The organism is Cutibacterium porci (assembly GCF_009696315.1).
GTDB classification, from domain to species: domain Bacteria; phylum Actinomycetota; class Actinomycetes; order Propionibacteriales; family Propionibacteriaceae; genus Cutibacterium; species Cutibacterium porci.
This window is the reverse complement of record NZ_VUMG01000002.1, coordinates 469104-489655: the sequence shown is the minus strand read 5'-3', so window position 1 is coordinate 489655 and position 20552 is coordinate 469104. Positions and strand designations below refer to the sequence as shown.

The following is a 20552-nucleotide window of genomic DNA, read 5'->3' as shown; positions in this document are numbered from 1 at the left end:
TCACTCGGACTAGCCCCGACGCCGCTATTAGCGGGTGGCGTTCTCGTTGGTGAACGCGAGGGTAACGTTGTGCCCCCCGAATCCGAATGAGTTATTGAGAGCAGCCAGGTTGCCCTCAGGCAGGTCGGTCGTTTCAGTGACGACATTGATGCCGAGGTCTTCCTCGATGTGGTCGATGTTGATGGTGCCCGGTACTCGATGCTTGAGCAGGGCCATCACTGCGGCGAAGGATTCCAAGGCACCCGCGCCCCCCAAAAGATGCCCGGTCATTGATTTGGTGCCGTTGACGAGCACATGATCGGTGGCGGTGCCGAAGACGCCAGCGATTGAGTGAGCCTCCGCAGTATCGCCCAAAGGAGTCGAGGTTGCGTGCGCGTTCACGTGATTAATGTCGTTGGGTGACAGGTCAGCCGAAGCGAGGGCCTTGCGCATTGACGATGTCTGGCCAGAGCCGGTGGGATCGGGCTGAACGATGTCATGCGAATCCGCCGAGATACCCGATCCAGCAAGAGTGCCGTAAATCTTTGCACCGCGGGCTTGAGCATGCTCGAGAGTCTCGATGATCATGATTGCGGCCCCTTCACCAATGACGAAGCCGTCACGATCAACGTCCCACGGGCGCGATGCGTGCTTGGGATCGTCATTGCGGGTAGACAACGCTTTCATTTGAGCGAAGGCAGCCACCGGCAATGGGTGGATGATGGCTTCGGCGCCACCGACAACAGCGATATCAGCTCGCCCCAAACGAATTTGATCCAAGCCTAAAGAAATCGCCTCAGAGGATGAAGCGCAAGCTGAAACAGGGGTGTGGACACCGGCTTTGGCATGCACCATCAAACCAATATTGGCAGCAGGGGCATTTGCCATCAGCATTGGCACGGTGAAGGGGCTAACCCGCTTGAATCCTTTGTCTTTCTGAATGTCCCATTGGCCGAGTAGAGAATGCAGGCCCCCAATACCGGTAGCGCAGCATACGGCCAGGCGCTCGGGGTCGATACCGTTAGAGCCAGAATCATCGTTGGGTTCAGGAAGCTCAAGGCCTGCGTCGGTCCAGGCCTCCTTAGCGGCGACAAGGGCCAGCTGACTTGAACGGTCTAGGCGACGGGCCTGGGGGCGGGGCAGGTGGTTGGTTGGATCGTCGACCACAGGGGCTGCGAATTTGACGGGGACGTCGTCAATCCAGTCAACGTCGAGGCTATGCACCCCGTTTCGACCTTCCAGCAGCCCCTCCCAGGTGGTGGGGGCATCGGGTCCCAACGGTGTGGTGGCCCCGAAACCAGTGATGACGACGTCGCTCATGAATTCTCCAGTATCGGTGATGGGTCAGTGCAAGCCGGCGTCCGGGGCTGCGAGGCCCCGGACGCCTTGAAATCAGCTCTGGTGTTCGACGATGTAGGTGACAGCATCATCGACAGTCTTGATGTTCTTGGACTCCTCGTCAGGGATCTCGACGCCGAACTTCTCGTCACATGCGTAGATGATCTCGACCATGGACAGCGAGTCGACGTCGAGGTCGTCGACAAAGGACTTCTCAAGGGTGACCTCGGACTGGTCGACTCCGGTGATGTCGTTGACGATGTCAGCCATGTCGGCAAGGATCTGGTCTTTGTCAGCCATGATGATTGTTCCTTTTCTTGTTGTTTTCTCGGGTGTGAGCCCGAAGCTTGTTTTTTCTCGTATCGAAGGTGGGGCTCAGGGGAGGCGAATCACCTGACCGGCATATACCAGCCCGGCTCCAAATCCGATAATGAGGGCGAGGTCACCGCTATGGGCCTCTCCACGCTGAAGCATACGGTCAATGGCGATCGGCACGGATGCGGCGGAGGTATTTCCCATATCTGCAATGTCGTGGCACACCGTCACTGACTGAGGCAGCTTGAGGTGACGACATACAACGTCGGTAATCCTGTCGTTAGCCTGATGGGGGATAAAGACATCGAGGTCTTCAGGAGTGATTCCCGCCTCAGCGACGGTCTCGGCGGCGCGCTTGGCGACGTCAGTCATAGCCCACTTGAAGACTGCGTGGCCCTCCATGTGAATGAGGGGATGGGTTTTCCCGGGATCGGCACTAGCCGCAGCCCAGTCTTCAATCTCGATGGTCGCGAGCTGGTCGGAACGAGATCCCCACACCACTGGGCCGATACCGGGTTCATCACTGGCACCAATGACTGCGGCACCGGCCCCGTCGGAAAAGAGGAAAGCGGTGGATCGATCGTCAAGATTCGTCATATCGGAGAGCTTCTCAACGCCGATGACGAGGACATAGTTCGCCGATCCGGTGCGGATCATAGAGTCAGCTAGGGCCGTTGAGTAACAGAAACCCGCACATGCGCCATTGAGGTCGAAGGCGGCAGCGTCACCTAAGCCGAGTTCCCGAGCAATGTAGGTCGCCAAGCTTGGGGAGGGACGGTGGTGGGAAACGCTTGCCACGATGATGGCGTCAATCTGGGAGGTCTGCAAGCCGGAGCGTTCCAGGGCAATACGGGCCGCCTCGGTGCCCATCGACAGCACCGTTTCAGACTCGGTGGCCCAGCGACGCTCAGTGATGCCAGTACGCTGCTCGATCCATTCTGGGGTGGAGTCGATGATGGTACACATCTCTTCGTTTGTGACCACACGGGAGCCCCGTGTAGACCCGGTAGACAGGAACGTCGAGTATCTGTCTACCGGGCGGGTCTTGATGGCTGTCATGCATTCTCCTTACCGGCATGTGCCGCAATGAACTCGCGGGCAGCCGGGATCTGGTCTGGGGTATTGAGATTGAACAATTCGACACCCTTGAGGTTGCGTTTGGCAATGCCAGTGAGCGTACCGGCTGGGGTAAGTTCCAGGAGGCCGGTGACACCGCGTTGAGCCATGGTGTCCATACAACGGTCCCAGCGGACTGGGTGGGCAACCTGATTGACGAGGCGATCAGCGAACTCGCGTCCATCCGTGACAACGGCACCATCGCGGTTAGACAACAGGGCTACCGACGGGGTAGTAGTCGGCATGGCTGCGGCGACCTCTCGGAGGTGATCGACGGCTGGCTCCATATGAACTGTGTGGAAAGCCCCCGCGACCGACAGCGGGAAGAGCCGGGTGCGTGCCGGCGGCTCAGCTGCGAAGGCCTCGAGCTGCTCGACGGTGCCGGCGGCTACGATCTGCCCTTTACCGTTGTGGTTGGCCGGGGTGAGTCCGGCGGCCTCAATGGCAGCCAGTACGTCATCGGCGTTCCCGCCAATGACAGCGGTCATGGATGTCGCCGTGCGTGATGCGGCCTCGGCCATTGCGCGACCGCGTTCACGCACGAGAACCATGGCGGCCTCGGCAGAAAAGGCTCCGGCAGCGGCTCCTGCTGCGATTTCACCAACGGAGTGGCCAGCGAGCACATCAGCCTTGGAGAAAATCGCGGGATCAACCGACCATGCGGTGGCGAGCGCGGCGGCGACCAGCAGTGGCTGGGCGACCGCAGTGTCCTTGATAGTCGCTTCGTCGGAGGTCGTGCCGTGGGTCACAAGATCGATATCTGCCACCGCCGAGAGCCAGGCAAGGTGATCGGAAAAAGTGGGGTCGGACATCCAGTCCGACAGGAATCCTGGTTTCTGGGCTCCTTGTCCCGGAGCGACAATTGCAAGCACATCCCCACTGTGCCCCCTTGCAGGGCCCAATGCGAGACAGGGAACCGACGAAGTACCCGCGGTGGCCATTGTGGGATCCCCACAAATTGGCAGGGGGGATCCTCCAAAAGCACGACTTGTGGGCCGTAGTACTAGGCGCGATTCGCAGCTTCTCGTCGTCCCAGCACGGCTGCGATGACGTCGTTGATGGGGGTATCGACGCCGACGTGGTCACCCAGACCAGGGACAGCCCCCACCTGGGCAGCGTATTCGCTGGGGCGTCCAGCAAGAATGTCGCGTTGAAAGGAGGTTGTCGACGCAGGATCCTGCCCGGCCAAAGCGGCAAGATTCTTGTCGACGAAGTCAGTGGTGAGTTGGGCTCCATGGGCGCGGGCCACCTGAACTGTCTCGTCGATACATCGTGAGAAAAGATCGCGGTAGTCGGTGAGGAGGTCTCCCAGGGGAACGTCGAGTACGGCACCGCAGGCTCCTTGGGGGACGACCGAACACATCTTGCGCCACAAGGTGGTGGTGATGTCGTCCACGTCGGGAGAGGTGAGCCCGGCCTTACGGAACGCGTCTCGTAACTCGGTGATGATGGTGTTGGGGGAGTTGTCAATGGTGGAGATCTCGATCATTCGAGGGCCTCCCAAATCCATGATGAGACCTGGTTCCACGATCTTGACCCATTCGCGGCATACCCCTGGCGCAACATGCTCAGAGCCAATAATCGCGGAGAGTTCGCGCGGTGCGGTCACGCCATTTTGGGTAGTTACGACCAGTGTGTGAGAACTCATGAGAGCGGGGAGGTAGGTGCGTGCCGCCTCTGCCACTTGGAAGGTCTTGGTGCACATCAAGACGACGTCAACGTTGCCGATATCGGCTGAGTTATCAGTGGCGGGTACCTCAAGGGTCAATTCCGTGTTACCGACGAGACGCAGGCCATGCTTGCGAATGGCGCTGAGGGTCTTGCCGCGAGCGATGAAGGAGGTGTTAACCCCGGCATTCGCTAAGGCTGCTCCGTAGAAGGCACCGATGGCTCCGGCTCCAATGACTGCCGCTTTCATGACTCGTCCTTGTCTGCTCCATATGCTGCTGCGACGGCGGCCTCCACCGACTCCCGAGCGTCAGGGGATGTGGCTGGCAGCACTGGAATTTTCATAGCTGCTAGGGTGCGCTGCATTCCCATTCCGACGTGGGTAGCTACGCATGCGACGACGTCGTGCTCACGCAGAAAGCGAACGATACGGGCGTGGTGGCTGCCTTCGGTGCCCTCATCGTGCAAGCGGTCCCATTCCACGTGGAATGTCTGCCACGCGGTGATATGACTGTTGCTATCAACCTGTGCGACGGCCACCATAGGAGCTTTGCCGAATCGCGGCTCCACCGAGCCATCCTGGCGAACGGGGATCATGACGTTCATGGAATGAGCGTAGCCCTCAATGAGGACGATGGGCCCGATACGGGGAGGCGTTGGAGCTGCGCCGTCAACTCCTCAACCGTCCCACAGTAATTGCTAGGCGCAGCACGTACGCTTCTCGCGGATCTGATGGGGAATATCCAGTGACGTCCTGGATCCTTTTGAGGCGATATCGCACGGTATTGGGGTGGATGAACATCGCCCGACCTGTGCCCTCGACTGAACAGCCATGATCTAAGTAGGACACAGTGGTGTCCATGAGGTCACCACTAGCCGCCGCGAGGGGGTTATAGACCTCGTCAACCAGCCACGTAATGGCGTCGGCGTTACCAGACAGGACCTGTTCAGGCAGTAGGTCGATGGCCGCCATGACGCGCGGACCTTCCGGCCAGGCCCGTGCCGCCCGCGCTCCGGACAGTGCGGCGCGGGCGGACAATGGGGCCAGGGTGAGATCGGCAACGACGGGTCCGACGACGATCGGGCCTGGTGCGAAGTGGCTTGCAAGGGCTTCCCCCGCGGTGACGGCTGCCGTATCGTCGACAAGGTTCTCTCCGGCCAAAATGACGACGAGACGGTCGGATTGGACTGCGGCCAGCACAGTCATGTGCATGCGTTCGCCGTCGCGTCTCAACACGTGGAGTTCATGCTCGCTCGTTGGTGCCCGTCCGACCACAACGCATAGATTGATTCCTGGGCGCCAGCCAAGGGTGGAGGCTCGCGAGACGAGCTGCTCATCGGCATCGGCCCGCACCACCGCATCAACGACAAGCGATTCGAGGCGTTCGTCCCAGGTACCGCGGCGCTCAGCGGCTCTCGCGTAAACCTCGGCTGCGGCGAAGGCCACCTCGCGGGAATAGTGGACGATGGCGGTCCGTAGTACCTGGCGATCGCCGCGGGGCATCTCGGTCTCGATGTGAGCCTCGACGGCGTCGATCGTGGTGCGGACAAGCTCGACGGTCTGGTGCAAGGAGATCTTGCGGGTCATCGATCTGGGCGCTACATCGAAAACGTCGGTGGGGGAATAGGGCTCGGCGTCGTCGTCAGCAAACCACTGGACAAAACCATCAATACCGGAGCGAGCGACGATCGAAATCCACGACCTCTCCTCGGCAGACAGGCTGCGGAACCAGGAGTGACGGCGACCCATCTCCTCCAGCGTGGCCGTCGTCATAGCTGAGGTGCGGGCCATCAACCTCTTGGCGATGGCCTTGCGTGTACGGTCCGAAGACACCACCGTCCGGCCGGTGCTTGTGCCCGTACGACGTACCGGCGTCGTCGCTTTGTCGTTCTTGGCCACCTAAGCCTCCCCCTGGCGAGACTTCGGTCAGTTTAGTGGGCGATGCCCCCTCCTCGCAGGAGCGGCAGCGCACGGCTAGCATCCACGAGAAATTACGCGTTGAGTCGATTTACGGCATCTGCGAGTGACTTTTCTCCCACAAGGCGGCACAATGAATTGGCGGTGGGCCCTTCGGTTACCACCTCGAGTCGTCACCGGTGATGTTGCCGGTTGTGCGTCAATGTCGATGAGAAAGGACCCGGCGTGATCCCACGCGAAGAACGCGGACCAGTCCTCAACGGGCTTCCGACAACCCTGCCTGACGTTGATCCCGAAGAGACCCAGGAGTGGATCGAGTCCCTCGACAAGATGGTCGAGACCGACGGTCCGAACCGTGCCCGGATTGTGCTGCTTAAGTTGTTAGAGCGGGCTCGTAGTCACAGCCGGCTCGGATTATCGGCGCTCACCTCCACCGACTACATCAACACCATCGCCGCTGAGGATGAGGAAGAGTATCCCGGTGACGCTGAGATTGAGCGAGGCATTCGTCGCCTGCTGCGTTGGAACTCTGCGATTACCGTGCATCGCGCACAACGCCCTGGTATCGGCGTCGGTGGTCATATCTCGACATATGCCTCTGCAGTGACTCTCTATGAGGTCGGCCAGAATCATTTCTGGCGCGGACAGGATGCCCCTGGCGGTGGTGACCAGGTGTTCTTCCAGGGACATGCTGCGCCCGGTATGTACGCTCGTGCTTTCCTTGAGGGACGTCTCAGCGAAGATGACCTCGACGGGTTCCGTCAGGAGAAGTCGAAGGCTGGCCATGGGCTACCGTCGTATCCGCACCCTCGCATGTTGCCTGATTTCTGGCAGTTCCCGACGGTGTCGATGGGTCTGGGCCCGATGAATGCCGTCTACCAGGCGTCGATGAATAAGTACCTCACTAATCGTGGTCTCAAGGACTGCTCGGATCAGCACGTCTGGGCGTTCCTCGGCGACGGCGAGATGGATGAGCCGGAGTCGCGCGGTTTCCTGCAGGTCGCTGCTAACGAGGATCTCGATAACCTCACCTTCGTTATTAACTGTAATCTGCAGCGGCTAGATGGCCCGGTGCGTGGCAACGGCAAGATTGTTCAGGAGCTTGAGGCTGTCTTCCGTGGCGCAGGTTGGAACGTTATTAAGGTCATCTGGGGATCCGGTTGGGATCCGCTACTTCAGGCTGACCGTGACGGTGCCCTCGTCGATATTATGAACAATACCCGCGACGGCGATTACCAAACTCTCAAGGCCAATGATGGCGCCTATGTTCGTGAGCACTTCTTTGGTCGCGATCCGCGCACTGCCAAGATGGTCGAAAACTGGACTGACGAACAGATCTGGGCGCTGCGGCGTGGCGGTCACGATTACCGCAAGGTCTACAATGCGTACAAGGCGGCCACGGAGTTCAAGGGAGCTCCGAGTGTGGTTCTTGCTTGCACTATTAAGGGTTACGATCTCGGTACTCACTTTGCGGGTCGTAATGCGACCCACCAGATGAAGAAGCTGGCACTCGACGACCTTAAACAGTTCCGTGATCGTCTCGAGATTCCGGTTTCGGACAAAGTGTTGGAGGCCGATCCTTATCGCGCCCCGTACTTCCATCCTGGAATTGACGACGAGCGCATTCAGTACCTTTTGGAGCATCGTCGAGCCCTCGGTGGTTTTGTGCCCGAGCGGCGCACCAAGCACACCCCGTTGTCAATTCCTGAGCAGAAGGCTTTCGACGGTGTCAAACGTGGCTCGGGTAAGCAGGAAGTCGCTACCACGATGGCCTTCGTGCGGTTACTCAAAGACCTCACCCGCGATAAGGGCTTCGCCCCGCACGTCGTCCCAATCATCCCTGACGAAGCCCGTACCTTTGGTATGGACTCGTTCTTCCCGACGATCAAGATCTACAACCCGCACGGTCAAAGCTACACTCCGGTTGACCATGAGCTGATGCTCAGCTACCGCGAGGCTAAGAACGGGCAGATCATTCACACGGGCATCAACGAAGCCGGCTCAACAGCAGCTTTCATTGCCGCAGGGTCGGCGTATTCCACCCAGGGCGTGCCTATGGTGCCCATCTATCTGTTCTACTCGATGTTTGGATTCCAGCGCACTGGTGACTCCTTCTGGGCAGCCGGAGACCAAATGACTAAGGGATTCATTATTGGTGCCACTGCCGGGCGTACAACGTTAACTGGCGAGGGCACTCAGCACATGGACGGGCATTCGCCAGTGCTGGCCGCCACGAACCCGGCCGTCATTTCGTATGATCCTGCGTATTCATACGAGATCTCACACATCGTTCAGGCAGGTCTTGAACATATGTACGGTGAGAACGCTGAAGACGTCATGTACTACCTGACGGTGTATAACGAGCCGATCATTCAGCCCGCCGAGCCCGAGGGCGTCGACGCTGAGGGCATCGTCAAAGGTATGTATCTGCTGTCAAAGGGTTCCTTCGAGGGAGTCGGGGAGGATGCTCGGCGCGTTCAGTTGATGGCTTCTGGGGTTGCCGTGCCGTGGGCCTTGGAGGCTCAGAAGCTCCTCAAGGACGACTTTGGCGTCGTTGCCGACGTGTGGTCGGTGACGTCGTGGAACAACTTGCGTCGAGACGCTATGGACGCCGAGGAACAGGCCTTCCTGCATCCCGAGCAGGGCAAGCGCATTCCGTACATCGTTGAGCGTCTCGCTGACGCTCCGGGCCCGGTTGTTGCCGCTACTGATTACATGCGTCAAGTTCCCGACCAAATCGCTCAATGGGTACCGGGGGATTACGCCTCGCTGGGTGCCGATGGATTCGGCTTCTCCGATACGCGTGCCGCCGCCCGACGGTTCTTCCACATTGATGGACCGTCCATGGCCGTGCGTGCCCTTCAGATGCTCGCTGAGCGTGGCGAGGTTCCGGAAGACTGGCCTACCAGGGCCGCAGAGAAGTACGACCTTCTCAATGTTAATGCTGGAGCATCCGGGAATGCCGGTGGCGACGCCTGATCAATGGTGAGAGCGCGGAGGCCACCCCCGGAGGTGGCCTCCGCGTCTCGCATCTGGCACGCTTATCTCAACGCACTTTTTGCGTCAGACGCCAGACACGTGAGAAAGCTGAGGATTCGTGGGAAGCGACACCGATTTGGACAAGCTCGGTTTCGAGGCCGGGCAGGTCGTCCAGGAGCTCGGTTGGGACGATGACGTTGACGAGGATCTTCGTCAGGAGGTTATGGACCTCATCGACGGCGACATGATTGAGGATTCAATCGATGCTGTCGACATCGTCTGGTTGTGGTTGCGTGCCGATGACGGCGATGTCGCCGACGGCTTGGTAGACGCTATGCGTGATCTGTCTGATGATGGGTTTATCGTTCTCGTCACCCCGAAGGTGGGGCGTCCGGGCACTGTCGATCCGGCTGACCTGTCTGACGGTGCAGACACCGCAGGCATGGTCCTCACCACCAGCTACGACGTCAGTAAGGACTGGCAGGCCCACAAGATTGTGCGCCCGCGCGGCGGGCGGCGCAGCTAACGAGCGTGGAAACCCCATCGTTCAAGGCTTAATCGCACACAGTGACAAGTGAGATGCCTTACAGCTGCGAACTGGTGGTTACCCTCACTCCGGCATCCGCCATGGCTGCTACGGCCGCCTGACCTAGCTCGGGGCTTACCGGCTCGCTCAGATCCGTCAGACTGATTGTGGTGAACCCGAGACGCTGGGCATCCAAGGCGGTGTCCTTGACGCAATGGGAGAGGGCTAAGCCGACGACGTCGACCGCGTTGATTCCCTCATCGCGCAGGACCGTTTCGAGGCTCGTGCCGTCCTCGGTGATACCCTCGAAGCCGGAATAGGCCGCAGCGTATTGGCCCTTCTTGACCCGCGCGTCGACAGGAATGTCGGCGATTGCTGGATGAATCTCAGCCTCGGCGGTACCAGCAATCCCATGTGGCGGCCAAGAATCCACGAAATCGGGGCTATCGGAGAAGTGATCGCCGGGGTCGATATGCCAATCCTGAGTGGTGACAATCAGGTCGTAACGGCCACGGTGGGCCAGCACATACCTGGCGATCCGTTCTGCGCAGGCATTGCCGCCTTCGACTCCTAAAGCACCTCCCTCGCAGAAGGTTGGTTGGACGTCGACGACAATCAGGGCACGGTGTGACGAAGTCATGGGCATATCCTCCCATTCTCGGTACGCTGATGCTATGGCAGTGAGCACCTACGTGGCAGCCCAGGATCGCTACGAGACAATGGAGTATCGACGTTGCGGAACGAGTGGGTTGTTGCTCCCGGCGATCTCTTTAGGCTTGTGGCATAACTTTGGAGACCTTCACCCTGGATCCACGCAGCGTGCTGTCCTGCGTCGCGCATTCGATCGGGGCATCACCCACTTCGATCTCGCTAATAATTACGGCCCACCGTATGGGCAGGCCGAATTGAATTTCGGTCGCATTATGGCGACTGATTTCAGGCTTTATCGTGATGAACTCATTATTAGTACCAAGGCTGGCTACGACATGTGGCCCGGTCCATATGGGCAGGGTGGCTCCCGTAAATATCTCATCGCATCCTGCGACCAGTCGCTTAAGCGAATGGGTCTGGATTACGTTGATATCTTTTATTCTCACCGATTCGATCCGGACACCCCACTCGAGGAGACGATTGCGGCCCTCGACCGGATCGTGCGATCGGGGCGTGCCTTGTACGCAGGTATTTCCTCATATGATTCTGCGCAGACTGAGCGCGCCGCCGCCATCGCCCGTGATCTTGGTACCCCGTTGGTGATCCACCAGCCTCGCTACAACATGTTTGATCGGTGGATTGAAGATGGGCTAGTTGACACGTGTGAGCAGGAGGGGATGGGCATCATCTGTTTTTCCCCATTGGCCCAGGGGATTCTCACTGATAAGTACTTGAGGGGCGTGCCTGCCCACTCCCGTGCAGGCATGGGTGCGGTCTCGCTGCGACCTGAACAGATTGACGACACTACTCGCGCCGCTGTTGCTGCCCTCAATGAGGTGGCCAAAGACCGCGACCAAACTCTGGCCCAGATGGCGCTGTCGTGGATCCTGCGCGAACCTCGTATTACGAGTGTGCTCGTCGGGGCATCGTCGGTACCGCAGCTCGATTCAGACATTGACGCGCTTGAAGCCACTCCCTTCACCGACGACGAGAGAGTGCGCATTGAATCGGTGTTGGCCGACCATACCCTCTGAGCGATCCCAAACGTGCTACTCTCCTACAGACGCCCTTTAATGGCGATCCCGTGAGGTCGCGAAGGTCGTGCCAGCAGGCGGCTGCGCATATGCGTGCCGTCCGGTGTGTTCTACCCTCGCACCCGCGGTGTCCAGCGGTAGGAGCCTGCTATGCAACTCACCCAGTCATCCGGTCCAGTGACCGTTCTCGATTCCAAAGCTTTGGAGCGGGCACTGACGAGGATTTGTTACGAAATCGTCGAGCGTAATGAGGGGCTCGGCCAATTAGTCATCGTCGGAATTCGCACTCGTGGCGCATATCTTGCACGGCGCATGGCGCTGAAGTTGTCGTCACTGAGTGACGTCGACGTTCCTGTCAGCGAGCTCGACATTACGTTGTATCGAGACGACCTCGACCCCAATGAGCATCGGGAGCGTCCGCAAAATCCGGTGGTATCGGACAATAACGTTCCCACCAATCTGGCCGGTAAAACTGTCGTACTTGTTGACGATGTACTGTTCACCGGTCGTACGGTTCGGGCGGCGCTCGACGCCTTGGTCGATACCGGACGTCCCGATCGGATTCTGCTCGCGGTCATGGTTGATCGTGGCCACCGAGAGCTTCCTATTCGTGCTGATTTTGTCGGTAAGAACATCCCTACCTCGTTGAACGAGGCCGTTGACGTACACGTCACTGAAGTCGATGGCGAAGACGCCGTCACCATCCGAAAGGTGGCCTCCCGATGAGCGCTGAGACTGTCGAAGAATTTGATGCAGACTACGATGGCCGTCACTTTGTGTCGGTTGAAGACATGTCCAATGACGACGTCATGCGAATCATTGATCGTGGTCGCCAATTCAAAGATGGTGCCACTGCACGTGTGGAGCCAGGCCACGTCGCCATCAACATGTTTTTCGAGAACTCCACCCGAACGATGACAAGCTTCCAAATGGCTGAGCATCGCCTAGGTATGAAGATTCTTGATTTCGATCCGGGCCACTCTAGCGTGACCAAGGGAGAGAGCCTCTACGACTCGGTGCGCACCGTCGACGCCATTGGTGCCGAAGTGGCCGTCATACGTCACTCAACTAATCATTACTACGACTACCTACTGTCGACCGGAATGCTTGGATTGTCAGTTGTCAATGGTGGTGACGGATCTGGTCAGCACCCAAGCCAGTGCATGCTCGACCTCATGACCATTGCTGAGGAGTTTGGCCACGTCGACGGTCTTACGGTGGCGATCAGCGGCGATATCGCGCACTCGCGAGTAGCCCGTTCTGATGCTCAGATCCTGGCCCGGCTTGGGGCCAACGTCGTGTTTACCGGACCGCGTGAGTGGATGGATCACGAGGTCACCCGACTCGGTTCGATGGCGACCCTAGACGAGGTCATTGCTGATGTCGACGTCGCCATGATGCTGCGCGTCCAGCACGAGAGGTTCGATGCTGGTCCGGATTTCTCATCTACCGATTACCTGCAGGCGTTTGGGCTCACTGACGAACGCGCAAATCGGATGAAACCGCATGCGATTATCATGCATCCGGCTCCTGTAAACCGAGGATGTGAAATCTCCGGTCACCTTGTAGAGTCCCCCGCATCTCGTATCTTTGAGCAAATGAGGAATGGAGTCATGGTGCGAATGGCCATTCTTGAGCAGGTGCTACAAAGCCGGGAGGCAAAGTGAGCCAACGGGTCCTCCTCACCGGGTTGACCATGCTGGAGGGAACCACGCCGGTTCCCTCCCAGCTCCTCGTCCGTGACGGGCGAGTCGAAGCCATTTCTCGAGGGCGATCTCACGCTCTCGACGGAGCCGATGCCGAGGTCATCGATCTTGGTCAGGCTCTGGTGACGCCCGGGATGGTGGATCTTCATGTCCATCTGCGCGAGCCGGGTCAGGAGCATAAAGAGACGATCGCCTCGGGCACTGCTGCGGCGGCCCGAGGCGGATGGACGACGATTTGTGCAATGCCCAATACCGTCCCTGACCCTCATACTCCCGAGCTCATGGCCGAACTCAACCGGAGGATCGACGAGTCGGCCCTGGTACGGGTGCGACCCATTTCTCCCATTACTGTTGGGTTAACGAGCACGACGCTTGTTGACATTGAGGCCTTAACCAGCGCCGGGGCAGTGGCATTCTCTAATGACGGTAAGGGTGTGCAACTCGCCGGGGTCATGTATGACGCAATGCGGTCGGCAGCAGCGGTAGACCGTCCGATTGCTGCTCATGCTGAGGACGAATCGCTGGTGCGGGGCGGGGTAATCAATGACGGACGCCGGGCTAGAGAGCTCGACCTGCCCCCTATGACGCGTCTTACTGAGACCGTGCAGGTGGCCCGCGACGTCATGATTGCTGAGGCGACTGGCGCTCACTACCACTTATGCCACGCGTCTACCCGACAATCGATTCGTACGTTGCGGCGGGGCCGAGAAGATGGCGCGAATGTTACCGGCGAGGCCGCTCCGCATCACCTGTTGCTGGCCGATGATGACATCCCAGACGATGACGGGTTCTACAAGATGAACCCGCCACTACGCACCCGCGATGACATTGACGCCATGGTTGAGGGGTTGTGTGACGGAACCTTGACGTGCATTGCCACCGATAACGCCCCGCACGCGGCTGACGAAAAGGCATGCTCTTTTCGCAATGCCGCGTTCGGGGTCGTCACAAACGAGCACACGTTCGCCCTGCTGTACACCGCGTTTGTGCTCAATCGACGGTTCCGGCTCGACCAGCTTGTCGATTGGCTCACCGTCGGACCAGCAGAGACTTTTGGGATGCCGGAAGCCGGTCGGCTGCGAGTAGGAGGACCTGCTGATTTGGCTGCCTTCGACGTGCACACCGAGCGCACGATTATCCCTGAGGAAGGGGCCGGGATGGGACGCAACACCCCGTTTGCTGGCCGTTCTGTCTTTGGCGACTGCGTGCTGACGATGGTTGGTGGGCGGACGGTCTACCGTCGCGGTCAGCCGATGGGGAAGACTGTCGACCGTGAGATGGGAGATCCGCAATGAGTAGACGCACCTTGTTGCTGGCTGACGGGACGAGTTACCAAGGAGAGGCTTTCGGAGCCGACCACGAGGTGAGCGCCGAGGTCGTCTTCACCACTGGTATGACTGGCTATCAGGAGACTTTGACTGACCAGTCCTACAATGGACAGATTGTCACCTTCACCTACCCCCTCATTGGTAACTGTGGAATCAACCGCGACGACATGGAGTCGTTGTTTCCTACGACTGCCGGAGTCATCTGCCGCGAGATGCCGCGACTGGCCAGCAATTGGCGCAACCGCCGCAGCCTTGACGAATTCCTTGCCACTCACGGCATCCCGGGGTTGGCGGGGATCGACACTCGTGCGTTGGTACGGCGGCTGCGCACTGAGGGAGTTATGAAGGGTGCCTTGCTGGGTCCTGACGCTGACCTCGACGCCGAGTTGGAGAAATTGCGCAACGTTCAGTTGCCTACCGATCAGATTTCCCAAGTATCCACTCGCACCGCTTACCCGTCACCTCTGGGTGGGCGTAGCGTGGTGCTGTTCGACTTCGGCTTGAAGCACTCAATTTTGCGAGAGCTGAGCAAACGAGGTTGTGCGGTGACGGTGGTGCCGTGGAACATCTCAGCGGACCGGGTGCGTGCTCTGGCACCCGACGGCATCATGCTCTCCAACGGTCCCGGAGACCCGAAATCTGTCCCGGCCGTACAAGACGTTGTGCGGGAGCTGCAGGAGGAATACCCAGTATTTGGCATTTGTATGGGTCATCAGATCTTTGCGCTGGCTAACGGCGCCGATACCTACAAGCTTCCCTTTGGTCATCGCGGTTTCAACCACCCAGTGCGCGAATTATCGACTGGCCGGATCGATTTCACGAGTCAGAATCACGGCTACGCCGTCGATCCCAAATCGGTGGTTGGCACGGAATTAGACATCACCCACATTGAGATCAATGACGAGACCGTTATGGGCGTGCGTCACACCCGACTCGGTTCCTTCTCCGTGCAATACCATCCCGACGCTGCCGCCGGACCTCACGATGCCGCTCACGTCTTCGATGACTTTGTCGCTCTCATGGATGCCCATCACACTGGAGGCCATAACTGATGCCCCGTCGCACCGACCTGCACCGCATCCTCGTCATCGGATCCGGGCCGATTATCATCGGTCAGGCTTCCGAGTTTGACTACGCTGGAACCCAAGCGTGCCTGGCACTGAAGGAGGAGGGGTACGAGGTCATCCTCGTTAACTCCAATCCAGCTACGATCATGACCGATCGTGACATCGCCGACAAGGTCTACATTGAGCCGATCACCCTCGAATTCGTCTCCTCGATCTTGCGCCGGGAGCGTCCTGACGCCATTGTCCCGACCTTGGGCGGTCAGACTGGCCTCAATATGGCTACTGAGCTGGCCAAATCTGGGATTCTTGACGAGCTTGGCATCGAATTACTTGGCACTAATCTTTCGGCCATTGAAAAGGCTGAAGATCGTGATCTTTTCAAACAGCTCATGGCCGAGCTGGGTCAACCGGTACCGGCGTCCGACATTGTGCATACCGTGGATGAAGCGGTCGAGGTCGGAGCCGCGATCGGGTATCCGCTCATCGTTCGTCCCGCATACACCCTTGGTGGTACGGGAGGCGGTATATGTCACGACGAGGCCGAGCTCGAACGTGTCGTTGGGAAGGGACTAGAGCTTTCCCCGGTCACTGAGTGCCTGGTCGAACAGTCGATTGCCGGGTACAAGGAAATCGAATACGAGATGATGCGTGACAGCGCCGATAACACCATGGTGGTCTGCACCATGGAGAATTTCGATCCAGTCGGAGTTCACACAGGTGATTCCATCGTTTTTGCTCCTACTCAAACTCTTACCGACGTCGAGCATGAGATGCTGCGCGATGCGTCGATTGAGATTGTCCGGGCGCTCGGGATCGAGGGTGGCTGTAACGTTCAGCTAGCCCTTGACCCGCATTCCTTCCAGTACTACGTCATCGAGGTAAACCCGCGAGTCTCGCGCTCCTCGGCCCTGGCGTCGAAGGCGACTGGTTACCCGATCGCCAAGATCGCCGCGAAAATCGCGGTCGGTTTGACCCTTGACGAGATCCGCAACCCAGTTACTGGGACGACGTGGGCAATGTTCGAACCGATGCTTGACTACGTTGTCGCCAAGATCCCGCGCTGGCCCTTCGATAAATTCGCTCGGGCCGATCGTCGTCTAGGCACCCAGATGAAGGCGACCGGTGAGGTCATGGCTCTGGGGCGCACTATCGAGGAGTCGTTACTGAAGGCAGTGCGTTCGCTGGAGATTGGCGTGGATCATCTGGAGCTGCGCGAGGTTGCCGATCTGCCTGACGACATCCTTGAGGAACGGTTACTTCATGCGCGTGATGATCGCCTCTTCTGTCTCACCGAGGCAATCCGACGCGGACGCACTGCGCGCGAGCTACATGAACAGACCAATATCGACGTGTTTTTCCTCGACAAGATTGCCCACATCCTCGAAATCGAGGAGCGGTTGCGAGCTTGTCCCGACGATCCTGAGACGCTATGGATCGCTAAGCGTAATGGCTTCTCCGACCCAGCTATTGCGCGGATCTGGGGTGAGACACCCGATGAGGTGCGTTCTCGCCGCGTCGAGAACCAGATTGTACCGGTGTACAAGATGGTTGATACCTGTGCCGGCGAGTTCGATTCTTCAACTCCGTATTTCTACTCTTCCTACGAAATGGAGAACGAGTCGGAAAGATCACAGCGTCCTAGCGTGCTCGTATTGGGATCCGGGCCGATCCGCATTGGTCAGGGCATTGAGTTTGACTACGCGACCGTTCATTCTGTTAAGGCTATTCAGGCCGCCGGGTACGAAGCAATTATCATGAATTCGAATCCGGAAACGGTGTCTACCGACTTCTCTATCTCTGACAAACTCTATTTTGAACCGTTGACCGTTGAAGACGTCATGAACGTCATCGACCTTGAGCAGCCCGATGGTGTCATCGTCCAATTCGGTGGCCAGACGGCGATCAACTTGGCTGGTCCTCTCTCGGCGGCTGGAGTGCCGATATTGGGAACCCAGGTAGCTGATCTTGACCGTGCGGAGGATCGAGAAGGGTTCGAGTCTCTCCTTGCCCAGTTGGGTATCCCGCAGGCTCCAGGTGGCACGGCACGGTCATCTGAGGAAGCATTGGCGGTCGCTGAACGGCTTGGCTACCCGGTATTGGTGCGCCCCTCCTACGTCATCGGCGGTCGCGCCATGGCAATTGTCACCAGTGCCGAGGAACTTATGCGGTACATGCGAGACGCCGTGCACGCTAGTCCCGATAAGCCGATTCTGGTGGACCGTTACCTCAATGGTTTGGAATGCGAGGTGGACGCGATCTGTGATGGCAGTGACGTTCTTATCCCTGGCATCATGGAGCATATTGAGCGCGCGGGGGTGCACTCTGGTGACTCAATGGCGGTGTACCCGCCCCAGCGGATGAGCACGCAGGTTGCCGACCGGATCGTTGAGGTGACGACGCAGCTGGCGCGAGGGCTTAATACCAAGGGCATTCTTAACATTCAGTTCGTTGTCGCCACTGATCCGACCACCGGTGAGGAAACGGTCTACGTCATTGAGGCCAATCCGAGAGCATCGCGAACCGTGCCCTTTCTGTCGAAAGTTACGGGAGTGTCGATGGCCGAGGTGGCGACCCGGGTCATTCTCGGCCAGACACTTGCCGACGTGGGATTGCAGCCCGGCTTATTGCCCGGGTCACAGCGTATTCACGTCAAATCCCCGGTATTTAGCTTTTCTAAACTCGATCTCGTCGATTCCCATCTCGGCCCGGAAATGAAGTCGACTGGTGAGGTCATGGGGTCAGACGACACCGTCGAAAAAGCACTCTATAAGGCGTTCGAAGCGGCGAGTCTGCACGTTCCTGAATACGGCAAGATCCTTATCACAGTGGCGGACGACGCCAAATCAGAGGCACTTCAACTCGCCCGCCGTTTTGATCGGATTGGGTTCCAACTTGTTGGGACGGCGGGCACCGCCCGTTTCTTTGACGAGGGTGGTTTGCGCATTGACGTTGCGGAGAAGATTGGGTCAGGAAAGGCTGGATCGACGGAATCTGTCCTTGACCTTATTAGCCGCAATGGTTGCGACGCCGTCATCAATGTCATGGGAAATGGCCAAGATACCCTTATCGATGGTAAGCAGATTCGCCGTGAAGCGATCGCACGCGGTATCCCGCTTTTCACCTCTTTGGATACGGCTGCGGCAATTTGTCGAGTTATGGAGTCACGTGTTTTCTCAACGGAGTCGATTTGATGACTGAAATAAAGGGACTTCGTCGCGGCCCTCAGATGATGCGGCTTGTCGACCGTCAGCAGATTGCTGTTGGGGTGTATTCGGTGCGACTCATTCCTGATGAGCCTATGCCAGACGTTGTGCCGGGGACATTTCTTCATCTGCTACCCGGTGGATTGCATGTGCTGCGCAGACCACTGTCCATCGCTGACGCTGACGCTGATGATGAGGGGTACACCGTCATTTTTCGGGTCGTGGGACAAGGAACCGACAAACTCTCAACCGAGCCGATCGGTGCCAAGGTTGACGTCTTAGGTCCGCTTGGCCACGGGTTCGACGTCGACGCGGTGCAGCCCGGCGGACGGGCTCTGTTGGTTGGCGGAGGAGTTGGGATTCCGCCGCTGTACTTGCTGGGACGGCGACTCGTCGAGCGTGATGTCCAGGTGCAGTTCCGGCTCGGATTCCGTGACAAGAATGATGTTTTCTGGGCTGATCGTTTCGGCCAGCTCGGTGAGGTTCTTGTCTCCACTGATGACGGTTCGGTCGGGACGAAGGGGACCGTCGCCCAGATCGCTGATACCGAGGAGGCGCGTCTCTTCGTCCCCAATCTTGTGCAGGCCTGCGGGCCGCTCCCGATGCTGAGATGGGTGAAATCCGCTCTTGCCCCAACGGTGCGTACTCAGCTTTCCCTGGAGGAGAGAATGGCATGTGGTGTAGGGGCGTGTTACGCCTGCGTTGTTGGTGACGCCACGGATCCTGATCATCAGTTCCGGGTGTGCGTCGACGGTCCTGTGCTCGCAGCTGAGGAGGTTCTGCTGTGACGAGATTGGCCGTGTCCCTACCGGGGCTGGACCTTAAGAATCCGATCATGCCTGCTAGCGGATGCTTCGGATTTGGGGCCGAGTACGCGGAGTATTACGACCTGTCGGTACTGGGGTCGATCATGATTAAAGCCACGACCGTCGAGCCTCGCCGCGGTAATCCCGTTGTCCGGGTGGCCGAAACCCCAGGCGGCATGCTCAACGCTATCGGTTTGCAGAATCCCGGCCTTGACGTCGTCATGGCCGAGAAATTGCCGTGGTTAGCTGAGCGCTTCCCGGACTTACCCATTATCGCCAATGTCGCCGGCTACACGACTGAAGATTACGTCAGGGTGTGTGAGGTCATCTCGACGGCTCCCAACGTGGCCGCTGTGGAAATCAACATTTCTTGCCCCAACGTCAAGCGCGGTGGAATTACCTTCGGTACTCATGCAGCTGCAGCTTATGATCTGACGCAGGCCGTTGTCGCAGCTGCGAGCGTGCCTGTCTATGTCAAATTGTCGCCTAATGTCACTGACATCGCTGACATCGCGCGTGCCGTTGCCGACGCCGGTGCCGACGGTCTTACCCTCATCAACACTCTTACTGGGATGAGGATCAACATCGCGCGCCGGACTCCTATCATCGCCAACACCACAGGTGGCCTATCCGGGCCAGCCGTGTTGCCTATTGCGGTGCGGATGATTGATGTCGTTACCCGAGCTGTCGATATTCCAGTTATCGGCATGGGAGGCGTGATGACGAGCGCCGACGCCCTCGAACTCATGATGGCTGGAGCTTCGGCAGTTGCCGTCGGGACGGCTAACTTCACCGACCCATTGGCCTGTCCCAAGATTATCGACGGCCTTGAGCCACTCATGGACGACCTAGGCATTGACAGCCTAGAGGAGCTACGCACCCAGGTCAGGCAGTCTCGCTGATCTGGCCACCATTCAA

Annotated in this window: 18 protein-coding genes; 10 read left to right on the top strand and 8 right to left on the bottom strand. The window is 58.7% G+C overall.

All coding sequences use genetic code 11. The features are described 5' to 3' along the window. Positions 1 to 27: 27 nt before the first annotated feature. From FYJ43_RS06220 to FYJ43_RS06190, 7 genes are all read right to left on the bottom strand, one after another. On the bottom strand, positions 28 to 1299 hold the full coding sequence (locus tag FYJ43_RS06220; protein ID WP_154562961.1) for a beta-ketoacyl-[acyl-carrier-protein] synthase family protein: 1272 nt from the start codon (positions 1297 to 1299) through the stop codon (positions 28 to 30). Positions 1300 to 1371: 72 nt separating this feature from the next. Continuing rightward, positions 1372 to 1617 (bottom strand): acyl carrier protein, encoded by a 246-nt coding sequence (locus FYJ43_RS06215; RefSeq protein ID WP_154562959.1) that lies wholly within the window; start codon positions 1615 to 1617, stop codon positions 1372 to 1374. Positions 1618 to 1692: 75 nt separating this feature from the next. Next, positions 1693 to 2691: a beta-ketoacyl-ACP synthase III gene (locus tag FYJ43_RS06210; protein WP_154562957.1), complete on the bottom strand. Its 999-nt coding sequence runs from the start codon at positions 2689 to 2691 to the stop codon at positions 1693 to 1695. Next, positions 2688 to 3560: an ACP S-malonyltransferase gene (locus tag FYJ43_RS06205; RefSeq protein ID WP_229771658.1), complete on the bottom strand. Its 873-nt coding sequence runs from the start codon at positions 3558 to 3560 to the stop codon at positions 2688 to 2690. Before FYJ43_RS06205 ends, FYJ43_RS06210 begins: the two co-directional genes overlap by 4 nt. Positions 3561 to 3751: 191 nt before the next feature. Further along, positions 3752 to 4666 (bottom strand): 2-dehydropantoate 2-reductase, encoded by a 915-nt coding sequence (locus FYJ43_RS06200; RefSeq protein WP_195839911.1) that lies wholly within the window; start codon positions 4664 to 4666, stop codon positions 3752 to 3754. Beyond that, the gene (locus tag FYJ43_RS06195) at positions 4663 to 5022 is read right to left on the bottom strand and encodes a NifB/NifX family molybdenum-iron cluster-binding protein (protein ID WP_154562953.1); all 360 of its coding nucleotides are present in this window, start codon (positions 5020 to 5022) and stop codon (positions 4663 to 4665) included. Before FYJ43_RS06195 ends, FYJ43_RS06200 begins: the two co-directional genes overlap by 4 nt. 64 nt (positions 5023 to 5086) lie before the next feature. Further along, on the bottom strand, positions 5087 to 6208 hold the full coding sequence (locus FYJ43_RS06190) for a PucR family transcriptional regulator (protein WP_154562951.1): 1122 nt from the start codon (positions 6206 to 6208) through the stop codon (positions 5087 to 5089). Between the two features lie 318 nt (positions 6209 to 6526). Here FYJ43_RS06190 and aceE point away from each other — a divergent pair, with 318 nt between their 5' ends. Both aceE and FYJ43_RS06180 read left to right on the top strand, forming a co-directional pair. Beyond that, complete coding sequence (aceE, locus tag FYJ43_RS06185) at positions 6527 to 9313, top strand: pyruvate dehydrogenase (acetyl-transferring), homodimeric type (RefSeq protein WP_154562949.1); 2787 nt, start codon at positions 6527 to 6529, stop codon at positions 9311 to 9313. 118 nt (positions 9314 to 9431) lie between these two features. After that, positions 9432 to 9839 (top strand): DUF3052 domain-containing protein, encoded by a 408-nt coding sequence (locus FYJ43_RS06180; RefSeq protein WP_326833390.1) that lies wholly within the window; start codon positions 9432 to 9434, stop codon positions 9837 to 9839. A gap of 58 nt (positions 9840 to 9897) precedes the next feature. Here the strand turns inward: FYJ43_RS06180 and FYJ43_RS06175 are convergent, their stop codons facing one another. Continuing rightward, positions 9898 to 10479, bottom strand: coding sequence for an isochorismatase family protein (locus tag FYJ43_RS06175; protein ID WP_154562947.1), 582 nt, complete (start codon positions 10477 to 10479; stop codon positions 9898 to 9900). Positions 10480 to 10513: 34 nt separating this feature from the next. On the opposite strand from FYJ43_RS06175, the gene mgrA reads away from it, so the two are divergent. The 8 genes from mgrA to FYJ43_RS06135 all read left to right on the top strand — a co-directional run bounded on the left by mgrA (position 10514) and on the right by FYJ43_RS06135 (position 20536). After that, a complete protein-coding gene (gene mgrA / locus FYJ43_RS06170; protein WP_154562945.1) occupies positions 10514 to 11524 on the top strand; it encodes an L-glyceraldehyde 3-phosphate reductase in 1011 nt (336 codons plus the stop codon). A gap of 150 nt (positions 11525 to 11674) precedes the next feature. After that, positions 11675 to 12250, top strand: a complete 576-nt coding sequence (gene pyrR, locus FYJ43_RS06165) for a bifunctional pyr operon transcriptional regulator/uracil phosphoribosyltransferase PyrR (RefSeq protein ID WP_154562943.1) — start codon at positions 11675 to 11677, stop codon at positions 12248 to 12250. Next, entirely contained in the window at positions 12247 to 13191 is a 945-nt protein-coding gene (locus tag FYJ43_RS06160) for an aspartate carbamoyltransferase catalytic subunit (protein ID WP_154562941.1), read from the top strand. The genes pyrR and FYJ43_RS06160 overlap by 4 nt, the downstream gene beginning before the upstream one ends. Further along, positions 13188 to 14525, top strand: a complete 1338-nt coding sequence (locus FYJ43_RS06155; protein ID WP_326833389.1) for a dihydroorotase — start codon at positions 13188 to 13190, stop codon at positions 14523 to 14525. The genes FYJ43_RS06160 and FYJ43_RS06155 overlap by 4 nt, the downstream gene beginning before the upstream one ends. Then, a complete protein-coding gene (locus FYJ43_RS06150; protein WP_154562939.1) occupies positions 14522 to 15610 on the top strand; it encodes a carbamoyl phosphate synthase small subunit in 1089 nt (362 codons plus the stop codon). The genes FYJ43_RS06155 and FYJ43_RS06150 overlap by 4 nt, the downstream gene beginning before the upstream one ends. Further along, positions 15610 to 18816: a carbamoyl-phosphate synthase large subunit gene (gene carB / locus FYJ43_RS06145; protein ID WP_154562937.1), complete on the top strand. Its 3207-nt coding sequence runs from the start codon at positions 15610 to 15612 to the stop codon at positions 18814 to 18816. The genes FYJ43_RS06150 and carB overlap by 1 nt, the downstream gene beginning before the upstream one ends. Beyond that, the gene (locus FYJ43_RS06140) at positions 18816 to 19616 is read left to right on the top strand and encodes a dihydroorotate dehydrogenase electron transfer subunit (RefSeq protein WP_154562935.1); all 801 of its coding nucleotides are present in this window, start codon (positions 18816 to 18818) and stop codon (positions 19614 to 19616) included. Before carB ends, FYJ43_RS06140 begins: the two co-directional genes overlap by 1 nt. Further along, positions 19613 to 20536, top strand: coding sequence for a dihydroorotate dehydrogenase (locus tag FYJ43_RS06135; RefSeq protein ID WP_326833388.1), 924 nt, complete (start codon positions 19613 to 19615; stop codon positions 20534 to 20536). Before FYJ43_RS06140 ends, FYJ43_RS06135 begins: the two co-directional genes overlap by 4 nt. Positions 20537 to 20552: the final 16 nt, after the last annotated feature.

Excerpts from the sequence above, each read along its gene's own strand:
- FYJ43_RS06220 (WP_154562961.1), bottom strand. The coding sequence starts at position 1,299 with ATGAGCGACGTCGTCATCACTGGTTTCGGGGCCACCACACCGTTGGGA.
- FYJ43_RS06215 (WP_154562959.1), bottom strand. The coding sequence starts at position 1,617 with ATGGCTGACAAAGACCAGATCCTTGCCGACATGGCTGACATCGTCAAC.
- FYJ43_RS06210 (WP_154562957.1), bottom strand. The coding sequence starts at position 2,691 with ATGACAGCCATCAAGACCCGCCCGGTAGACAGATACTCGACGTTCCTG.
- FYJ43_RS06205 (WP_229771658.1), bottom strand. The coding sequence starts at position 3,560 with ATGTCCGACCCCACTTTTTCCGATCACCTTGCCTGGCTCTCGGCGGTG.
- FYJ43_RS06200 (WP_195839911.1), bottom strand. The coding sequence starts at position 4,666 with ATGAAAGCGGCAGTCATTGGAGCCGGAGCCATCGGTGCCTTCTACGGA.
- FYJ43_RS06195 (WP_154562953.1), bottom strand. The coding sequence starts at position 5,022 with ATGAACGTCATGATCCCCGTTCGCCAGGATGGCTCGGTGGAGCCGCGA.
- FYJ43_RS06190 (WP_154562951.1), bottom strand. The coding sequence starts at position 6,208 with ATGGCCCGCACCTCAGCTATGACGACGGCCACGCTGGAGGAGATGGGT.
- FYJ43_RS06175 (WP_154562947.1), bottom strand. The coding sequence starts at position 10,479 with ATGACTTCGTCACACCGTGCCCTGATTGTCGTCGACGTCCAACCAACC.
- mgrA (WP_154562945.1), top strand. The coding sequence starts at position 10,514 with ATGGCAGTGAGCACCTACGTGGCAGCCCAGGATCGCTACGAGACAATG.
- pyrR (WP_154562943.1), top strand. The coding sequence starts at position 11,675 with ATGCAACTCACCCAGTCATCCGGTCCAGTGACCGTTCTCGATTCCAAA.
- FYJ43_RS06160 (WP_154562941.1), top strand. The coding sequence starts at position 12,247 with ATGAGCGCTGAGACTGTCGAAGAATTTGATGCAGACTACGATGGCCGT.
- FYJ43_RS06150 (WP_154562939.1), top strand. The coding sequence starts at position 14,522 with ATGAGTAGACGCACCTTGTTGCTGGCTGACGGGACGAGTTACCAAGGA.
- carB (WP_154562937.1), top strand. The coding sequence starts at position 15,610 with ATGCCCCGTCGCACCGACCTGCACCGCATCCTCGTCATCGGATCCGGG.
- FYJ43_RS06140 (WP_154562935.1), top strand. The coding sequence starts at position 18,816 with ATGACTGAAATAAAGGGACTTCGTCGCGGCCCTCAGATGATGCGGCTT.